Source organism: Burkholderia sp. JP2-270 (assembly GCF_003233675.1).
Taxonomy (GTDB): Bacteria; Pseudomonadota; Gammaproteobacteria; order Burkholderiales; family Burkholderiaceae; genus Burkholderia; species Burkholderia pyrrocinia_C.
This window is the reverse complement of record NZ_CP029825.1, coordinates 2,080,373-2,097,513: the sequence shown is the minus strand read 5'-3', so window position 1 is coordinate 2,097,513 and position 17,141 is coordinate 2,080,373. Positions and strand designations below refer to the sequence as shown.

The following is a 17,141-nucleotide window of genomic DNA, read 5'->3' as shown; positions in this document are numbered from 1 at the left end:
AGTCCTGTCCATCGGCGATGGAACGCAAGCCGCGGGATCGCCTGCGCCCGCGTCAATGCATCCGGCTCGCCAGGACCAACCGGCCGTTCTAACGTCCTACGGACAGGTTCGCCTGCACGGTCACAGCCTGTTGAACGAGCGACGCCATACCGCTGTTCTGGTTGGCGACCATGATGCCCGCCGCGGTTTGGCCAACGCTCGCCATCGCGTTGGACATGTTGAATGTCCCCGCGTTGACCGTATTGGCTCCGCCTGCGCCACCCGCGCCGCCGACCGCGCCGTTACCGACGCCGCCGTTGCCGGTGCCGCCTGCGCCGCCCGCGCCGCCCATCGCGCCCACCGCGCCGCTACCCGCGGTTGCGCTGCCGTTGCTGGCCGTCGTCGTCGCGCCGCCGTTCGTCGCGCCGCCGCCCACGCCCGAGCCGCCGACACCGCCGTTGCCCGCAGTGGCCGCCGCCGCGCCACCGGTGCCGCCCGCCGCCGCACCCGCGCCGCCGGTGCCCGAGCCCGATCCGCCCGAAGCGGTCGACGTACCCGCCGACCCTGCGCCGCCTGTGCCGCTACCCGAGCCGCTGCCGGTGCCCGTCCCGGTGCCGGTGCCGCTCCCGGCCGATGCCGACGCGCTTCCGCTGCCATGATTCTTGGCCCACGCGGAACCGGAATCGCCTGTGCCGGTGCCGCCGCCCCAGCCGGTGCCGGTGCCCTTGCCGGGGCCGCCTACGCCGACCGAAGCCGCGATTGCGCCGCCGCCCGTGCCGGAGCCATAGCCGCCGCTCGCAGTGGCATTGCCGCCATTCCCGCCGCTGGCGTCAGGTGAACCGCCGGCTCCGCCGCCGCCGCCGTTGCCGGTGCCGGCCGTCGCGCTGCCATTGCTGGCGTTGCCTGCCGTGGCGCTGCCGTTATGCGCGCTGCCGCCTCTCCCGCCGGCGCCGCCCGCGCCGCCGCCGCCGCCGTTACCGCCCGTGCCACCGTAGCCGTACCCGTTGCCGCCCTTGCCGCCGCTTCCGCCGGCCGCGCTGCCCGAATTGGTCGCGTTGTTGCCAATGCCCCAGACCTGGACATTGCTCACGTACCCGTCGAGTTTGCTGATCGCGACGATCTTGGTGCTGTTGTACGAATCCTGATAGACACTCGCGCCAGGCGAGACTTCATTTGCATTGGACCCGGTGGTGCTGGTCTGGCTTGAGCTGACTGCGTTGCTGAGAGTGTTCGATCCGTCATCCGCTTTCTGGCTGCACGTCGAACTGGCATTGCTGCTGCATGGATTCGCCATCGCGTAGCCGCTGCATCCCAAGGCGAGAAGCGCAGCGGACGCCAATAAAGTTTTACGCATGAAATCCTCCTGAAGTAACGAGGAACGGCTTGGCCGACCGCACCAATCCGGACGACACTACGCATCGGCGATGCCAGTCCTCCAAGCGGCCCGAATACAAAGAGACCGTTGGCTTCTTCACGCGACACGGCCCGCCCCGCCCGATTCCGGCACGCGATTTATGTTTCAAGTCTGAAACGCGCCGATCGGAACGGTGCTGCGGCACCCGTGATGCGCGGATGGTTTTCCATTTGTATTCAGTCACTTGCCGATCATCCCGAGGCGGGCCCGGCAAGCGCGGCGTGTTTCACTTTTGAGGTTGCGGTCCGGGCGCATCCGGGTATGTCGGTAGCGCCGGATATTCGATCTCGATCGCAAATGCACGCCCGGCAAGGATGCGCGCGATTTCATTCAACCAAGGTGTCAAAAGCCCGCATGAAGCGCCATTCAGAAATGTTTCGACTGTGATAGGACGCCTTTTCTTCGAATCCTGTTAGCGGCGAGCGTTGGCGCGCGCGGGCGGGCTGTTTCGCGAGGGGGCGGCTCGACGCGCACTGCCGCCCGCCTCATCGCCACCTTCGCTCCGCCCATCCTCACCGGTACCGCCGGAGACCACACGTCCCCTCAACCATGACAGGTCGACAACCGCCCCGCCTTCGATACACTGTGCGCGGCCTCGACAGTCGGCTCCGGCAATCGCCGCCGGCCCGGCCCCTGTCCCATTGAGCGCCCCGGCGACACGATCCGCCGGCTGGCCCGCACGGCTCACCTCCCGAACACGATCCGATGGAGTCTCGCTTGAACACCTGGCGCCGCACGCTGTTTGTCTTTGCCACTGGCCTCCTGGCTGCCGCCTCCGCATCCGCCCGCCCCGTCTGCACCGTCGTCGCCGATGCCGCCACCGGCCAAACGCTCGTCCGGCAAGGAGATTGCGCGACCCGCGTCACACCGGCGTCGACCTTCAAGGTGGCGATCAGCCTGATGGGCTTCGACGCCGGCTTCCTGAAGGACGAACACACGCCGACCCTCGACTTCCACGCAGGCTATCCCGATTGGGGCGGCGCCCCGTGGCGCGAGCCGACCGACCCGGCGCGCTGGATCAAGCTGTCGATCTTCTGGTACTCGGAACAGGTCGCACAAGCGCTCGGGCCGGCACGCTTCCAGCAGTACACGAACGCTTTCGGCTACGGCAATACGGACGTGACCGGCAAGCAGGGCGAACTCAGCGGCGTGATGGGTGCCTGGGTCAATTCATCGCTGCGAATTTCGCCGCTCGAACAGGTCGCGTTCATGCGCAAGATCCTGCACCGGACGCTGCCCGTCAGCACGCACGCGTACGACATGACCGAGCGCATCACGCTGATCGACGCGCAGCCGGGCGGCTGGACCGTGCACGGCAAGACGGGCACGGGCTCGCCGGGCCTCAAGTACGACGCCGCGCACGCGTACGGCTGGTTCGTCGGCTGGGCGACGAAGGGGCCGCGCACGCTCGTGTTCGCGAACCTGATCCAGGACGACAAACGGCAAACGCCGAATGCGGGCTTGCGCTCGCGCGATACGTTCCTGGCCGCGCTGCCGGCGCTCGCCGAACCGGCCCGGCCGCAATGAGCGCCGGCCTGCGCAACGCGCGGATCGACCTGCTGCGCGGCGTGTCGATCCTGCTCGTCCTGCTGCATCACTTCAACATCGCGTATCCGCTACGCGACACGGCGCTCGCGCGCGTGCTCGGCTGGGACACCGTCCATGCGATCGTGCGCAACGGCAACTATGGCGTGACGATGTTCTTCGCGATCTCGGGCTACCTGATCACGTCGAATGCGCGCCGCCGCTGGGGCAGCCTCGGCGCGCTCGACGTGCGCGCGTTCTACGTGTCGCGCATCGCGCGCATCGTCCCGTGCCTGCTCCTGCTGCTCGCGCTCGTCAACGGCCTCGCGGCGGCCGGCGTGCCGATCTTCACGAACCACGCGCCGCAGGGCATCGCCGTGTCGTTCTGGCGCGTGAATCTCGCGTCGCTCACGTTCTGGATGAACGTGCTGATCGGCGCTTACGGGTGGGTCAACTACGCGCTCGGCGTGCTGTGGTCGCTGTCGGTCGAGGAGGTGTTCTACCTGTCGTTTCCGCTGCTGTGCATCGCACTGCGCCGCGACTCGCGGCTGTTCGCGTTCTGGCTGCTGATTGCCGCGACCGGCCCCGTGTACCGCCTCACGCATCCGGGCGACGAAGGCGGCTTCCTCTATGCGTATTTCGCGTGCTTCGACGGCATCGCCATCGGCTGCTGCACCGCGTTGCTCGCCGAACGCGCGCGCTGGCAGGTGCTCGCGGCCGCGCCCGTGCAATGGCTCGCGGCAGCGGCGATGACGGCGCTCTATCTCGCGTGGCCGATCGCGCAAAGCCATGCGTTCGGGGTATCCGCGATGGCACTCGGCACGGCCGTGCTGCTGATCGGCGCGCATGCGGAACGCGAACGCGCGCATGGTCGCGTGCTCGCGCCGCTGCGCTGGAGCGGCCGGCTCAGCTACGAGCTGTATCTGTTCCACCTGATCGTGCTCGGCGCGCTGCGCACGTTCTGGCCGCCGTCTGCGACGCATGGCGACGGCAAGCTGGCGTTGCTCGTCGCGTACCTGGTGCTGTCGGCCGGGTTGAGCGCGGTCATCGCGCGCGGCTATGCGACACCGCTCGATCGTTTCATCAAACGGGTCGCGTCGCGGCCCGCGGCGCCCGTGCCGGACGGCGCGCGCTTCTAGCGCTTCGTCGGTGATCCCTGTCGGGTGCGGCTTGAAAAGGAAAAAAACCGGCCGGCCTGACCGCAAGCCCCACTTGCGAAGAATGGAAATCGGAAGGATCGGTATGACTTTTGACGTCCTTATATGAACACCTCCCTAAAGGGAGGTGATTCCCACACCTGGCGATGCACGTCCGCATCGGAGAGTGTTCAATGCAGCGTTGATATCGCGATCATGCTCGGCACCACAGTTGCTGCACTTCCACTCCCTTATTCTCAGTCCCGCGATACCTTTCGGCCGCGTCGTGCTGTCTGTCGACCCGCACGCCGAACAGGACTGGGTGGAACCGCTTTCGTCCACTTCCTCGAACGTGGCCCCGTGCGCCATCGCCTTGTAACGGAGCCTATTTCGGAAGGACGACCAGGACGCGTCGTAGACGCTTTTCGCCATCCTGGTTCTGGCGAGCTTGGCGGCCGACACGTTGCCGACCGCGATGTAGTCGAAGCGCCGCACCAGATCGAGTGCGAGCTTGTGCTGGGAATCGGCGCGGGCATTCGCCACCTCGGCGTGCAGCTTCGCGATATGCCGCTTGTGCTTGCGTGCCCGCTGCGCCTTCGCCAGCTTTTCAGCCGCACGTCGACCGAACCGGTCGTTGAGCAGCTTCTCGCCGGTCGAAAGTGTGGCGAAGTCTTTCAGGCCGAGATCGATGCCGACACCAGAGCGGATCGGGCGCGCCTGAACATCGGGTATCTCGATCACGATATTCAGGAACCAGTTGCCGCGCGCATCCTGCGCGAAGTTGGTGCCGTCCTTGATCTTGCCGTCGGGCAGCGGGCGACTGCTGAACACGCGGAAGGTGTGGCCGGCGAAGCGGAATGCGTCGCCCTCGCGCTTCAGGTCGCGGCCCTTCAGCGGCACCCAGCCCAGCAATTGCCCGCCGCGATAGCGCAGGTACGGGCGACGGTGCTGGCTGCGCGACTTCGCGTATTGCTCGCACGTTGCATTGACCGTGCCGGATTGGATGCCGAGTTCCTTGCTGCTGCCGGTCGTCAGTACGTTCAGATCGAAACCCGACGGCCACTTCTTGCCCCACTTGAGCGCGTGCTTCTGCGTGTCGTTGCAGAAGTTCCACACGTAGTTCACTGCTCGGCTTTCCTTGTTCAGCAGGCCGCTCAACGATTTCACTCGGTAGCGATAGACAAGGATCATGCCGGTCATTTTAACGTTGGAATGCCGCTGTCAAACAGCGGCGCTCCTTTCCTCCCCGCCCTGAAGGACGGGGTTTCTCTGAGCATCTGATGAAAGAAACCAGCGCGGCGCCGTGTCCGGGCGCCCTGCGCGCGGCCGCGTCAATCGGCGTGCTCGGTGGCAACGCCGCGCACGGTCACGATGCGCGCGGGCGGAATATTTGCCCAGACGATACGACTGCCGCAGGCAACAAATGCCGAATCGCCCAGCGGATGGCGGCCGGGCGAGCGCAAGTCGTAGGTGAATTGAACCATCACGCCATCGGCCGACAGCACGCGACGGCATTGATCGACGATGGCCGTCACGTCCCCGCGCGGCAGCGTACGCAACGGCAGGCACGACACGATCGCGTCGACGCGCGCGGCCGGCGGCAGCAGCCGTTCGAGCTGCCGCGCATCGCCCCATACGATCGACACATCCGGAAAGCGTCGCCGCAGATGCTGCACGAACGCCGGCGAACGCTCGACCACGACGAGGCGCCGTGGCGCGACGCCGCGTTCGAGCAACGCCGCGGTGATCGCGCCGGTGCCGCCACCGAGTTCGACGACCAGCCCGTCGCCGTCCGGCACCGCGCCGGCCATCTCGCGCGCCAGATGCCGCGAACTCGGGCACAACGCGCCCACCGCGGCCGGGCGGCCGACCCACTCGCGCACGAACAGTGCGGAGACGCGCCACACGTTTGGCCAGATCATTGGCCGGCCTCGAGCGGTTGCGCCGTCAGCTTCGACGTGCCGATGACTTCGTGGAGCAGGGCTGCGGCGACACAGGGCATTTTCACGTGCATCCTCCTGGGCGAAGCGGTCCGCCGCAGGAAGAGCGACGATCCAATCGATTCTAGGAAACGCAAACTTAAGGCGACGTGAAGATTGTCCCTAATAGCCTGCGCCGCGGCATCCGTGAGTGGTCCGCCGACGGGAGCGAAGCAGCGTGACCGATCGGGAACGAACGGCACGCCGCATCGCGCGCGGCACCGCCTCACCTCAGGTTGGTTCTCGCCAGCTCGACGATCTCGTCGCCGCGGCCGCTCAGGATCGCACGCAGCATGAACAGGCTGAAGCCCTTCGCATGCGCGATCTCGATCTTCGGCGGCATCGCGAGCTCGTATTTCGACGTGACGACGTCGACCACCGCCGGCCCGTCGTGCGCGAACGCCGTGCGCAATGCCTGCTCGACGCTCTCCGAATGCTCGACGCGTACGCTGAAGATACCCGCGCCCTTCGCGATCGCCGCGAAATCGGTCGGGCTCAGGTCGACGTTGGTATCGAGATAGCCGGCCGCCTTCAGTTCCATCGACACGAAGCCGAGCAGGCTGTTGTTGTACACGACGATCTTGATCGGCAGGTTGAGCTGGCGCGCGCTCAGCAGATCGCCGAGCAGCATCGACAGCCCGCCGTCGCCGGACAGCGACACCACCTGCCGCCCCGGATGCGCACCCTGCGCGCCGAGCGCCTGCGGCATCGCGTTCGCCATCGACCCGTGGTTGAACGAGCCGTGCAGTTGCCGCTTGCCGTTCATCGTCAGGTAGCGCGCGGCCCACAGCGTCGGCGTGCCGACGTCGGCCGTGAAGATCGCGTCGTCGGCCGCGACTTCGTCGACGATCTTCGTCAGGTATTGCGGGTGGATCGCGCGGCCCGGCGGCTCGGCCACCGCGAGATCGTCGAGCCCCTTGCGCGCGGCCGCGTAATGCTTCAGCGCATTCTCGAGGAAGCGCCGCTGGGTCTTGCGCGTCAGGCGCGGCAGCAGCGCAGCGATCGTCTCCTTCACGGTGCCGACGAGGCCGAGCGCGAGCGGCGCGCGATGGCCGAGCTGCGATCCCTTCCAGTCGATCTGCGCGACCTTCGCGTTCGACGGATAGAACGGCCGGTACGGGAAATCCGTGCCGAGCATCAGCAGCGTGTCGCACGATTCCATCGCGTGATAACCGGAGCTGAAGCCGATCAGCCCGGTCATCCCGACGTCGAACGGGTTGTCCCATTCGACGAACTGCTTGCCGCGCAGCGCATGCACGACCGGCGCGCCGAGCGTGTCGGCCAGCGCGACCACTTCGTCGTGCGCGCCCTGCGTGCCGCTGCCGCACAGCAGCGTGACCGCGTCGGACGCATTGAGCAGCGCCGCGAGCCGGTCGAGATCGGCATCGGCCGGCAGGATCGACGGCGGCGCCGATTCGCTCCACGCCGGCGCCTCTTCCGGGCCGTCGCCGAGCGCGATGTCGCCCGGCAGCACGATCACCGCGACGCCGCGTTCCTCGATCGCGGTGCGCATCGCGCGCGCGAGCACGCGCGGAAACTGCGACGCGTTGGTCACGAGCTCCGCGAAGTGGCTGCACTCGCGGAACAGTTCCTGCGGATGGGTTTCCTGGAAGTAGCCGAGCCCGATTTCGGTCGACGGGATGTGCGCGGCGATCGCGAGCACCGGCTGGTGATTGCGGTGGCAGTCGTACAGCCCGTTGATCAGGTGCAGGTTGCCGGGGCCGCAGCTGCCCGCGCACACTGCGAGCCGCCCGGTCGACGCGGCATCCGCGCCGGCCGCGAACGCGGCGCTTTCCTCGTGCCGCGTGTGCATCCAGCGGATCGACCCGATCTGGGCCAGGCTGAACGACAGGCCGTTCAGGCTGTCGCCCGTCACGCCCCAGATGCGCTCGACGCCCGCCGCCGCCAGCGTCTTCGCCAGGTATTCCGCCATCGTCTGTCTTGCCATCACGCCCTCACTCGTTGATTGATCTAGACATGCATGAACCGGCCGTGCGCTCGCACACATCGCCGACCGGACGAGCATACGCGACTGGCCCGCGCCGCGTCGCGACGGTGCAACCGGGCCGACTGCCGTATGAGGCGCACGCACACGATTGGTTCGATCCGACACCGCACCGTGCGGCCGGCGTCATCGTTTCGTCATCGTTTCGTCATCGGTTCGTCACCGTCGCGCAGGCAAACGGACAGGCTCGCTGGCGCCGCGCTCAACCCCAGTCGGACCCCGACTCGTCGGGACCGACGAGCGTGAGCCCCGCCGCCGGCAGCGGCAGCGCGGTCTTGTAGCGCACCTGCTTCAACGCGAAGCTCGACCGGATGTTCGACACGCCGGGAATGGTCGTGAGCCGCTCGATGATGAAACGCTCGAGCGTGCGCATGTCGGGCATCACCACGCGCAGCAGATAGTCGGCGTCGCCCGACATCAAATAGCACTCCATCACCTCGGGCCGCTGCGAGATCGCCTCCTCGAAGCGCTGCAGCGCGTCCTCGACCTGCTTCTCGAGGCTGACCTGGATGAACACGTTGATCCGCAGCCCGAGCGGCTCGGGATCGAGCAGCGTGACCTGCTGCCGGAACAGCCCGAGCTTCTCCAGCGCGCGCACGCGGTTGAAGCACGGCGTGGCCGAAAGATTCACCGCGCGCGCGAGTTCCGCGTTCGTGATCCGCGCGTTCTGCTGAAGCTGGTTGAGGATGCCGATGTCGATGCGGTCGAGCCGCTTGGGGGAGGCGCTCATAGTCTGAATATTCCTTCTATCACGACGATTCCGGAATATTTACACTATCCGGCAGCAAATTCCCAATGAATTCAGACGCATATTTTGCGGATCGACGCGTAGCATGAGTCCCATTGATGCGTGCCGCCGCCGGCGCGCGGGAGACTCGCATGACGGATCTGTCGAACGGTATCGAACACGCGCAGCGCACGGCCCACGCGCGCGCCGATGCGGACCCGCAAGAAACCGCCGAATGGCTCGAAGCGCTCGACGCGGTGGTCGCGCACGTCGGCCGCGACCGCGCGCAATACCTGCTCGACCGGCTCGCCGAGCATGCGCGCGCAACCGGCCTCGCGTCGCCGCGCACGCACGTCACGCGCTACCTGAACACGATTCCGCTCGCCGAGCAGCCGCCGTATCCGGGCGACCTCGACCTGGAGGAACGGCTGTCGGCCGCGCTGCGCTGGAACGCGCTCGCGATGGTCGTGCGCGCGAACCGCGCGTACGGCGAGCTCGGCGGCCACATCGCGAGCTATGCATCGGCGTCCGACCTGTTCGAGACCGGCTTCAACCACTTCTTCCGCGCGGCGTCGCCCGCGACCGGCGACGCACGCGGCACGGCCGGCGGCGATCTCGTGTACTTCCAGCCGCATTCGTCGCCGGGCGTCTATGCGCGAGCGTATCTCGAAGGCTTCCTCACCGAGGATCACCTGAAGCATTACCGCCGCGAAATCGCCGGCCCGGGCCTGTGCTCGTATCCGCACCCGTGGCTGATGCCCGATTTCTGGCAGTTCCCGACCGGCTCGATGGGCATCGGCCCGATCAACGCGATCTACCAGGCGCGCTTCATGCGCTACCTGCAGCATCGCGGCCTCGCGAACACCGCGGGCCGCACCGTGTGGGGCTTCTTCGGCGACGGCGAGATGGACGAACCCGAATCGCTCGGCGCGCTGTCGCTCGCCGCACGCGAGGGGCTCGACAACCTCGTGTTCGTGATCAACTGCAACCTGCAGCGGCTCGACGGCCCGGTGCGCGGCAACGGCCGCGTGATCGACGAACTCGAAGCGCAGTTCGCGGGCGCCGGCTGGAACACGATCAAGGTGCTGTGGGGCTCCGACTGGGATCCGCTGTTCGCACGCGATCACGCGGGCGCACTCGCACGCGCGTTCGCCAATACGGTCGACGGGCAGTTCCAGACCTTCTCCGCGAACGACGGCGCATACAACCGCGCGCGCTTCTTCAGCCAGGACCCCGCGCTCGAAGCGCTCGCCGCGCAGCTCACCGATGCGGAGATCGACCGCCTGCGCCGCGGCGGCCACGACGCGCGCAAGCTGCACGCCGCATATGCACGCGCGCTCGCGCACCGCGGCCAGCCGACCGTGATCCTCGCGAAGACGATGAAGGGTTACGGGATGGGCGCGGCCGGCCAGGGCCGGATGACGACCCATCAGCAGAAGAAGCTCGACGTCGACGATCTGAAGGCGTTCCGCGACCGTTTCCGGTTGCCGCTGTCGGACAGCGACGTCGAGCAATTGAAGTTTTACAAGCCAGCGGAAGACAGCCCGGAAATGCGTTACCTGCATGCCCGCCGGGCTGCCCTGGGAGGCTATCTGCCCAGAAGGCGGACAGCGGCATCGAAGGGGCTGACCGTCCCTTCGATGCCGGCCTGGGGAGCGTTCGCGCTGGATGCGGCCGGCCGCGAGATGTCGACGACGATGGCGCTCGTGCGCATGCTCGCCGCGTTGATCAAGGATCGCGACATCGGCTCGCGCGTCGTGCCGATCGTGGCCGACGAAGCGCGCACGTTCGGCATGGCCAGCCTGTTCCGGCAGGTCGGCATCTACTCGCCGCTCGGCCAGCGCTACGAGCCGGAAGACCTCGGCTCGATGCTCTACTACCGCGAGGACATGCGCGGCCAGATTCTCGAGGAAGGCATTTCGGAAGCCGGCGCGATCTCGTCGTGGATCGCCGCCGCGACGGCGTACAGCGTGCACGACCTGCCGATGCTGCCGTTCTACATCTACTACTCGATGTTCGGCTTCCAGCGCATCGGCGACCTGATCTGGGCCGCCGCCGACCAGCGCTCGCGCGGCTTCCTCGTCGGCGCGACGTCGGGCCGCACGACGCTCGGCGGCGAGGGCCTGCAGCACCAGGACGGCAGCAGCCACCTCGCCGCGTCGACGATCCCGAACTGCCGCGCGTACGATCCGGCGTTCGCGTACGAAGTCGCGACGATCGTCGATGCAGGCATGCGCGAGATGGTCGAGCAGCAGCGCGACGTGTTCTATTACGTGACCGTGATGAACGAGAACTACGCGCAGCCGTCGATGCCCGACGACGATCCGGCCGCGCGGCGCGAAGGAATCCTGAAGGGCATGCACCGGCTGCCGTCCGGTTCGAACGCGACGGCACGCGTGCAATTGCTCGGCTCGGGCGCGATCCTCGGCGAAGTGCTCGCCGCGCAGCGGATGCTGAAGGACGACTGGGGCATCGACGCGGCCGTATGGAGCGTCACGAGTTTCACCGAACTGCAGCGTGACGGGATGGAAGCCGAGCGTCGCGCGCGGCTCGACGACGACGCGCACTCGGCGCCGTACGTCACCGCCGCGCTCGCCACGACGCGCGGGCCCGTGATCGCTGCAACCGACTACGTGCGCGCGGTGCCCGATCTGATCCGCGCGTACGTGCCGCGCCGCTACGTGACGCTCGGCACCGACGGGTTCGGGCGCAGCGACACGCGCGACGCACTGCGCGCGTTCTTCGAGGTCGATCGCGCGAGCATCGTGCTCGCCGCGCTGAAGGCGCTGGCGGATGATGGAGAACTCGATGCGACTATCGTGCGCGACGCGCGAGAGCGTCTCGGCAAGACTGTGCAGCAGCCCGGCACGGCGCCTTGGCAGCGCTAGGCACGCAAGTCATTTCCGCCACGCTGCACTGCCCTGTCAGGCAGTGCCACCGACACACATCGTTTCCGCCGGCGCGCCGCTGACGCAGCGTGCCCGGCCGGCCACTCGTCATGCAGGCTGCGCTATACCGGCAGCGCATGCGTCGACAGGATCTCCTTGAGCACCATGAACGAGCGCACCTGCCGCACCCCGGGCAGGTAGATCAGTTGTTCCGCATGCAGCCGGTTGAAGCTCTCGTTGTCGCGTGTGCGCACCAGCATGAAGTAGTCGAACTCGCCCGTCACGACGTGGCATTCGACACATCCCGACACCTTCTGCGCGGCCTTCTCGAACGCGGCGAACGCTTCCGGCGTCGAGCGATCGAGCACGAAGCCGATCACGACCAGCATGCCGGCCCCGAGCGGCTTCGGGTCGAGCAGCGCGACGATCCCGCGAATCATCCCCATTTCCTTGAGCCGCTCGACGCGCCGCAGGCACGCCGGCGCGCTCAGCTTCACCTTCGCGGCGAGGCTCACGTTCGAGATCGACGCGTCCTGCTGAAGCTGCCTGAGGATCGCGCGATCGATGCGATCGAGTGCGGGCGCTGCATCGCCCGGCACCGTCGGTCTTCCACTTAATTTCATTGCGTCTCCTGCGATTTTTTCGAACTCGAATTGCTTGATCAGCACTCGATTCGTTATCAACGTAGGCCGACGATATTTATTTCGCAAGCTCATTTCGCGCGTGCTTGCCTATCATTTTTCCATCGGGACACGGCGTGCCGGCCCCCTCCCGAACGCCCCGATGCCCGCGCCAACCCCGCCTTTCCGGAGACAAAAATCGATGAACCTGCAACGCTTCCCCCGTTATCCGCTGACGTTCGGCCCCACGCCCATCCAGCCGCTCAAGCGCCTGAGCGCGCACCTCGGCGGCAAGGTCGAGCTGTATGCGAAGCGCGAGGACTGCAACAGCGGCCTCGCGTTCGGCGGCAACAAGACGCGCAAGCTCGAATACCTGATCCCCGACGCGCTCGCGCAGGGCGCGGACACGCTCGTCTCGATCGGCGGCGTCCAGTCGAACCAGACGCGCCAGGTCGCGGCCGTCGCCGCGCATCTCGGCATGAAATGCGTGCTCGTGCAGGAGCACTGGGTCAACTATGAAGACCCCGTGTACGACCGGGTCGGCAACATCCAGCTGTCGCGCATGATGGGCGCCGACGTGCGGCTCGTTGCCGACGGCTTCGACATCGGCATCCGCCGCAGTTGGGAAGAAGCGATGGAGAGCGTGCGGCAGGCGGGCGGCAAGCCGTATCCGGTTCCGGCCGGCTGTTCCGAGCACCCGCTCGGCGGGCTCGGCTTCGTCGGCTTCGCCGAGGAGGTGCGGCAGCAGGAAGCCGAACTCGGTTTCAAGTTCGACTACATCGTCGTGTGCTCGGTGACGGGCAGCACGCAGGCCGGGATGGTCGTCGGCTTCGCGGCCGACGGCCGCGCGGATCGCGTGATCGGGATCGACGCGTCGGCGACGCCGGAGAAAACGCATGCGCAGATCACGCGCATCGCGCGGCATACGGCTGAAATCGTCGAACTCGGGCGTCGCATCGACGAGCAGGACGTCGTGCTCGACACGCGCTACGCGGGCCCCGAATACGGGCTGCCGAACGACGGCACGCTAGAGGCGATCCGGCTGTGCGCGCGGCTCGAAGGCGTGCTGACCGATCCCGTCTATGAAGGCAAGTCGATGCACGGGATGATCGACAAGGTACGGCGCGGCGAATTCGAGCCGGGCTCGAAGGTGCTGTATGCGCACCTCGGTGGCGTGCCGGCGTTGAGCGCGTATGCGGAGATTTTCCGCAACGGGTGACGAGCGTTCTGCGGGTAGTCGGCCCGCATCGTTCCGGACATGCCGAATCGACGCGCGCGTAAACGAAGCGCCGGCGGCAAAAAATGCGTCCACGGAGGACGTGACGCACCTGAGGCACTCGATTCGGCGAACGCGGGTCATTCAATTGTGAATGACCCGCGCGATTGCTGTGCGACAGGCACCCGCTCGGTTCTGCGTGAGCGGATTCAGTGCCGCGATCACCACGAAACGGAAAGGAAGAACCAAGGCGGCGCGCAGATCACGCCGCGCGCACGGACATTCACGTATCGGAAATCGGCCGGCGGCGCACCACCGGCCCGTGGACGTCAATTGACCTGGAGCTGGCCGCCGCGGCCGAGGCCGCCCTTGACGTCCTGCGCCTTGTAGCTGCGCAGTGCGACGACCATCTTGTTGTACGCGTCGATGAACGCGACGACCGTCGCCTTGCCTTCCGGCGTCGACGAGAAGCCGGCGAGCGCGCCGCCCACGCCGCCGCCGAATCCGCCCAGCGCCGCGCCGTAGTTGGTCGCCGTCGAGCTGCCTTCCGACGCCGCGATCTGCACGGCCGAGCGCACGTCGAACAGCGTCAGCGTCACGACCGACGCCTTCGTCTGCAGGTGGCCGGCCACCGCCGCCACCGCACCGTTGCCGATCAGCCCGCCGATCATGCTGCCGATGCCGCCGATCGGCGAATCGTTGATGACGATCTGCGGTTCCATGTAGTAGTCGGCCGCGACACGCTGGCCCTTCTGCTGCTTCGAGCCCGCACGGTATTCGCCCGAACTGCGCTGCAGCTGCGTGATGCGCGACAGGCGCGCGTCGCTCTTCTGGTTGCCGATCGACGTGATCACGAAGCAGTTCGACTGCTGGACCGCCAGGCGCAGCAGCGGGTCGATCGTCGTCATCTTGGTCGCGCTGCCGAACGGGCCCCACCAGTCGGCGTTGCGGCCGTCGTCGACGGCGATCGTGCCCAGCGGCGACGCGCAGCGCTGCAGCCCCGAATCGGCGCCGGCGCTCGTGCCGCCTGCCGCGGCACCCGTCACGCCGGCGTTCTGGCCTCCGGGCGTCACCACGCCGCCGCAGCCCGCGACGGACGCACAAAGCGCTGCAACCAGCGCACCTTGGGTGAGACGATGGGAAAGGATGGTCTTCATGTCGTTATCGTTCGATAGAGTCGTTGTTCGGCTTACGTGTCCGTACGAACGTCGATAAGCCCCCCGGCGTGGCGCGCGATGGTGGTCTCCCCGCTGCCGCCCCCGTTGCTTCCGGCCTGGTCAGTAGTACCAGTACGTCTGATTCCAGACGCCGTAGTACGGATAGCCCGAATACCAGTAGCCGTAATAGACGTCACGCCATTGCGTGCGCCATTTCCAGTCTTCTTCGTCTTCCTTCTTCGCCTGGCGCGCGAGTTCGAGCAGCTTCTTCGATTCCTTGTCGCCGCGGCCGGCCGCGATCGACAGCCATTTGTCCGCTTCGCGCGGATCGGAGCCCATTTCCTCGAGGCCGAACAGGTAGAAGCTGCCGAGCGCCTTCTGCGCACGCAGGTCGCCGCGCTCGGCGGCGTCGCGCATCCACTTGAGTGCCTGGTAGCTGTCCTGGCGCACGCCGTCGCCGCGGAAATAACGCAGGCCGAGATCGTAGGCCGCCTTCGGCTGGGCCTTCGCGGCCTGCTTCAGCGCGACGATGCGAGGGTCTTCGCGATCGTCCGCATCGCCCCTATTTTGGTAGGAGACCTGATCTTTAGGTCGATCAGAACAGCCGGTGTCGTCGCAGATCCGCACCGCGTTGCTGGTCACGGACGGATCCTGCGCGCACGCGGCCAGCAGCAACAGCAGCCCCGGTGCGAGTAAACGGCGATACATGAGTACTTTCCTCGAGTTCTATTTGCGCCGCAATTCTTCGAGCTTTTCACCCCGCGAGCTCGGCTCGCAACCTGGTCGCGCGCGGCGCGGCGGATACAATCCGCCAACGCCGACACGCTGCCCAAGGCTCTCTCAGGTTCTCTCTTCGAATCGTTCCGTCACTACTTTATTGCCGCCGCTCTTCGCTGTATCGCCTGTCACCGGCATCGATCCCCAAACAAACATGACGCAGCAAACAATAGTGACGCGGTGAGCAATAATAATGGAGAAAAACGGCATGTCAAGGTCCTTCGCTTTTTCAAAGCTTGCGTGACGCGTCACTTTTGATATGCTCTTCGTCGCCCAAAACCCCTGGAGACCCCATCGAGATGTCCAACAGCGAGCAGGCCAACGTCGATCTGATCACCGCCAACAAGGTGCGCGACCTCCTGAACCGGAACGGCATTCCGCCGCGAAGTCACAACACGACGATCGCGAACGTGCTCGGCCTCAGTTTCTCCGTCGTCACGCGCAAGATGAAAGGCCTGATCCCGTGGAACCTGTCGCAGTTGCAGGACATCGCGACGCACTTCGGCGTGCCGCCCGCGATCCTGCTCGACGACAAGGGCGCGCAGCCGGCCGCGGCCGAGATGGTCGACGCGACGCTCGTGATCGAGTCGCGGCGCTTTCGCTGCCGCGCTGCGATCTCGACGAAGGCCAGCAGCCAGATCGAAACGGATTTCGTCGCGCTGCAGTGGCAAGGCGAATGGATCGTCACCGAGCGTCAGCACGCACGCGAAGGGCGCACGTATGCGGTCGACGTCGTCGAGCTGCGCTCGAGCCAGCCGAACGTGTACGCGGCGCGGATCGCCGTGGTCGACGATTCGCGGGACGTCGCCGAAACGGTATGTGAATATTTCATCGAAAAAGGCGTGAACGCGATTCCGTACTTCGACGGCGCCACGTTCCGCAAGGCGCTGGAAGTCGAGGATTTCGACGGCTACATCCTCGACTGGATGCTCGGCGACCAGACCGCCGCCGATCTCGTGCGCGGCATCCGTTCGAGCGAGAACAGCGGCGCGCCGATCTTCCTGCTGACCGGCAAGATCTCGACCGGGGAAGCCAGCGAGGACGAGATCGCGCACATCGTGTCGCACTACAACGCGCGCTGCGAGGAAAAGCCGGTGCGCCTGCCGATCCTGTTCGCCGAAGTGGCGCGCGAACTGAAGATCGCGCTGCCGGCCGTGGCCACCGCGGGCTGAGACCGGAACGACAACCCACTACCGCACGACCGAGGGAAAGACATGCGAGTTTCGACCATCTGGACCAAGAGCCTGCTGACGGCCTGCCTGCTCGGCATGGCCGCCGCGGCATGGGCCGCTTCGTCGTTTACGTTCACCGTCGACGGCAACATCGACAAGAGCAACCAGCAGGGCAAGACGGCGTACGTGTTTTCCGAGCAGGCGCTGATGGCGCTGCCGCAGCATACGATCGTCACGTCGACGAGCTGGACGCCGAAGGCGACCTTCACGGGTCCGCGCCTGTCCGACGTGCTGAAGACCGTCGGCGCGCACGGCACGCAGATCGAATTCCACTGCATCGACGAATACACGTTCACGATTCCCGTGTCCGACGCCGACCGGTACGGCGTGATCCTCGCGCGAACGATGAACGGCAAGGTGCTCGGCAACGACAACTACGGCCCGCTGTGGATCATGTATCCGCGCGACCAGTATCCCGACGAGCTGAAGACGCCGCTCGGCGAAGCCAAGTTCGCGTGGCAGATCATCGGCCTGACCGTGAAGTGAA

15 protein-coding genes are annotated in these 17,141 nt (G+C 66.6%); 6 read left to right on the top strand and 9 right to left on the bottom strand.

Annotation, left to right across the window (positions count from 1 at the left end):
- Nucleotides 1-88: 88 nt before the first annotated feature.
- Nucleotides 89-1,333, bottom strand: a complete 1,245-nt coding sequence (locus tag DM992_RS41860) for a hypothetical protein (protein WP_162631749.1) — start codon at nt 1,331-1,333, stop codon at nt 89-91.
- Nucleotides 1,334-2,110: 777 nt separating this feature from the next.
- On the opposite strand from DM992_RS41860, the gene blaOXA reads away from it, so the two are divergent.
- Together blaOXA and DM992_RS27495 are read left to right on the top strand one after the other, a co-directional pair.
- Complete coding sequence (blaOXA, locus tag DM992_RS27500; RefSeq protein ID WP_204356131.1) at nt 2,111-2,920, top strand: OXA-1043 family class D beta-lactamase; 810 nt, start codon at nt 2,111-2,113, stop codon at nt 2,918-2,920.
- A complete protein-coding gene (locus tag DM992_RS27495) occupies nt 2,917-4,056 on the top strand; it encodes an acyltransferase (RefSeq protein WP_111019444.1) in 1,140 nt (379 codons plus the stop codon). Before blaOXA ends, DM992_RS27495 begins: the two co-directional genes overlap by 4 nt.
- 135 nt (nt 4,057-4,191) lie before the next feature.
- Here DM992_RS27495 and DM992_RS27490 read toward each other — a convergent pair whose 3' ends face one another.
- The 4 genes from DM992_RS27490 to DM992_RS27475 form a co-directional block, all read right to left on the bottom strand.
- On the bottom strand, nt 4,192-5,244 hold the full coding sequence (locus DM992_RS27490) for an RNA-guided endonuclease TnpB family protein (RefSeq protein ID WP_111020422.1): 1,053 nt from the start codon (nt 5,242-5,244) through the stop codon (nt 4,192-4,194).
- A 140-nt stretch (nt 5,245-5,384) separates the two neighbouring features.
- Complete coding sequence (locus tag DM992_RS27485) at nt 5,385-5,975, bottom strand: methyltransferase domain-containing protein (protein WP_111019443.1); 591 nt, start codon at nt 5,973-5,975, stop codon at nt 5,385-5,387.
- A 283-nt stretch (nt 5,976-6,258) separates the two neighbouring features.
- Complete coding sequence (poxB, locus tag DM992_RS27480; protein ID WP_111019442.1) at nt 6,259-7,980, bottom strand: ubiquinone-dependent pyruvate dehydrogenase; 1,722 nt, start codon at nt 7,978-7,980, stop codon at nt 6,259-6,261.
- 259 nt (nt 7,981-8,239) lie between these two features.
- Nucleotides 8,240-8,767 (bottom strand): Lrp/AsnC family transcriptional regulator, encoded by a 528-nt coding sequence (locus DM992_RS27475; RefSeq protein WP_111019441.1) that lies wholly within the window; start codon nt 8,765-8,767, stop codon nt 8,240-8,242.
- 149 nt (nt 8,768-8,916) lie between these two features.
- On the opposite strand from DM992_RS27475, the gene mdeB reads away from it, so the two are divergent.
- Nucleotides 8,917-11,652, top strand: a complete 2,736-nt coding sequence (gene mdeB / locus DM992_RS27470; RefSeq protein ID WP_111020421.1) for an alpha-ketoglutarate dehydrogenase — start codon at nt 8,917-8,919, stop codon at nt 11,650-11,652.
- 122 nt (nt 11,653-11,774) lie between these two features.
- On the opposite strand, the gene DM992_RS27465 is transcribed toward mdeB, so the two are convergent.
- Nucleotides 11,775-12,275 (bottom strand): Lrp/AsnC ligand binding domain-containing protein, encoded by a 501-nt coding sequence (locus DM992_RS27465; RefSeq protein WP_111020420.1) that lies wholly within the window; start codon nt 12,273-12,275, stop codon nt 11,775-11,777.
- Nucleotides 12,276-12,474: 199 nt separating this feature from the next.
- Between DM992_RS27465 and DM992_RS27460 the strand changes: the two genes are divergently transcribed.
- On the top strand, nt 12,475-13,491 hold the full coding sequence (locus DM992_RS27460; protein WP_111019440.1) for a 1-aminocyclopropane-1-carboxylate deaminase: 1,017 nt from the start codon (nt 12,475-12,477) through the stop codon (nt 13,489-13,491).
- 326 nt (nt 13,492-13,817) lie between these two features.
- On the opposite strand, the gene DM992_RS27455 is transcribed toward DM992_RS27460, so the two are convergent.
- The 3 genes from DM992_RS27455 to DM992_RS41855 form a co-directional block, all read right to left on the bottom strand.
- Nucleotides 13,818-14,645, bottom strand: a complete 828-nt coding sequence (locus DM992_RS27455) for a hypothetical protein (protein ID WP_111019334.1) — start codon at nt 14,643-14,645, stop codon at nt 13,818-13,820.
- Between the two features lie 120 nt (nt 14,646-14,765).
- Entirely contained in the window at nt 14,766-15,353 is a 588-nt protein-coding gene (locus tag DM992_RS27450) for an SEL1-like repeat protein (protein ID WP_111019333.1), read from the bottom strand.
- Between the two features lie 132 nt (nt 15,354-15,485).
- Nucleotides 15,486-15,674 (bottom strand): hypothetical protein, encoded by a 189-nt coding sequence (locus tag DM992_RS41855; RefSeq protein ID WP_162631748.1) that lies wholly within the window; start codon nt 15,672-15,674, stop codon nt 15,486-15,488.
- 47 nt (nt 15,675-15,721) lie between these two features.
- On the opposite strand from DM992_RS41855, the gene DM992_RS27445 reads away from it, so the two are divergent.
- Nucleotides 15,722-16,594 (top strand): helix-turn-helix domain-containing protein, encoded by an 873-nt coding sequence (locus DM992_RS27445; protein WP_111019439.1) that lies wholly within the window; start codon nt 15,722-15,724, stop codon nt 16,592-16,594.
- Between the two features lie 42 nt (nt 16,595-16,636).
- Nucleotides 16,637-17,140, top strand: a complete 504-nt coding sequence (locus DM992_RS27440; RefSeq protein WP_111019438.1) for a molybdopterin-dependent oxidoreductase — start codon at nt 16,637-16,639, stop codon at nt 17,138-17,140.
- Nucleotide 17,141: the final 1 nt, after the last annotated feature.

Bases quoted from the DNA above. Each gene is read 5' to 3' on its own strand.
- DM992_RS27465 (WP_111020420.1), bottom strand. From the start codon at position 12,275: ATGAAATTAAGTGGAAGACCGACGGTGCCGGGCGATGCAGCGCCCGCA.
- DM992_RS27495 (WP_111019444.1), top strand. From the start codon at position 2,917: ATGAGCGCCGGCCTGCGCAACGCGCGGATCGACCTGCTGCGCGGCGTG.
- DM992_RS27485 (WP_111019443.1), bottom strand. From the start codon at position 5,975: ATGATCTGGCCAAACGTGTGGCGCGTCTCCGCACTGTTCGTGCGCGAG.
- DM992_RS27475 (WP_111019441.1), bottom strand. From the start codon at position 8,767: ATGAGCGCCTCCCCCAAGCGGCTCGACCGCATCGACATCGGCATCCTC.
- poxB (WP_111019442.1), bottom strand. From the start codon at position 7,980: ATGGCAAGACAGACGATGGCGGAATACCTGGCGAAGACGCTGGCGGCG.
- DM992_RS27490 (WP_111020422.1), bottom strand. From the start codon at position 5,244: ATGATCCTTGTCTATCGCTACCGAGTGAAATCGTTGAGCGGCCTGCTG.
- DM992_RS41860 (WP_162631749.1), bottom strand. From the start codon at position 1,333: ATGCGTAAAACTTTATTGGCGTCCGCTGCGCTTCTCGCCTTGGGATGC.
- DM992_RS27455 (WP_111019334.1), bottom strand. From the start codon at position 14,645: ATGAAGACCATCCTTTCCCATCGTCTCACCCAAGGTGCGCTGGTTGCA.
- DM992_RS27460 (WP_111019440.1), top strand. From the start codon at position 12,475: ATGAACCTGCAACGCTTCCCCCGTTATCCGCTGACGTTCGGCCCCACG.
- DM992_RS27445 (WP_111019439.1), top strand. From the start codon at position 15,722: ATGTCCAACAGCGAGCAGGCCAACGTCGATCTGATCACCGCCAACAAG.
- DM992_RS27440 (WP_111019438.1), top strand. From the start codon at position 16,637: ATGCGAGTTTCGACCATCTGGACCAAGAGCCTGCTGACGGCCTGCCTG.
- mdeB (WP_111020421.1), top strand. From the start codon at position 8,917: ATGACGGATCTGTCGAACGGTATCGAACACGCGCAGCGCACGGCCCAC.
- DM992_RS27450 (WP_111019333.1), bottom strand. From the start codon at position 15,353: ATGTATCGCCGTTTACTCGCACCGGGGCTGCTGTTGCTGCTGGCCGCG.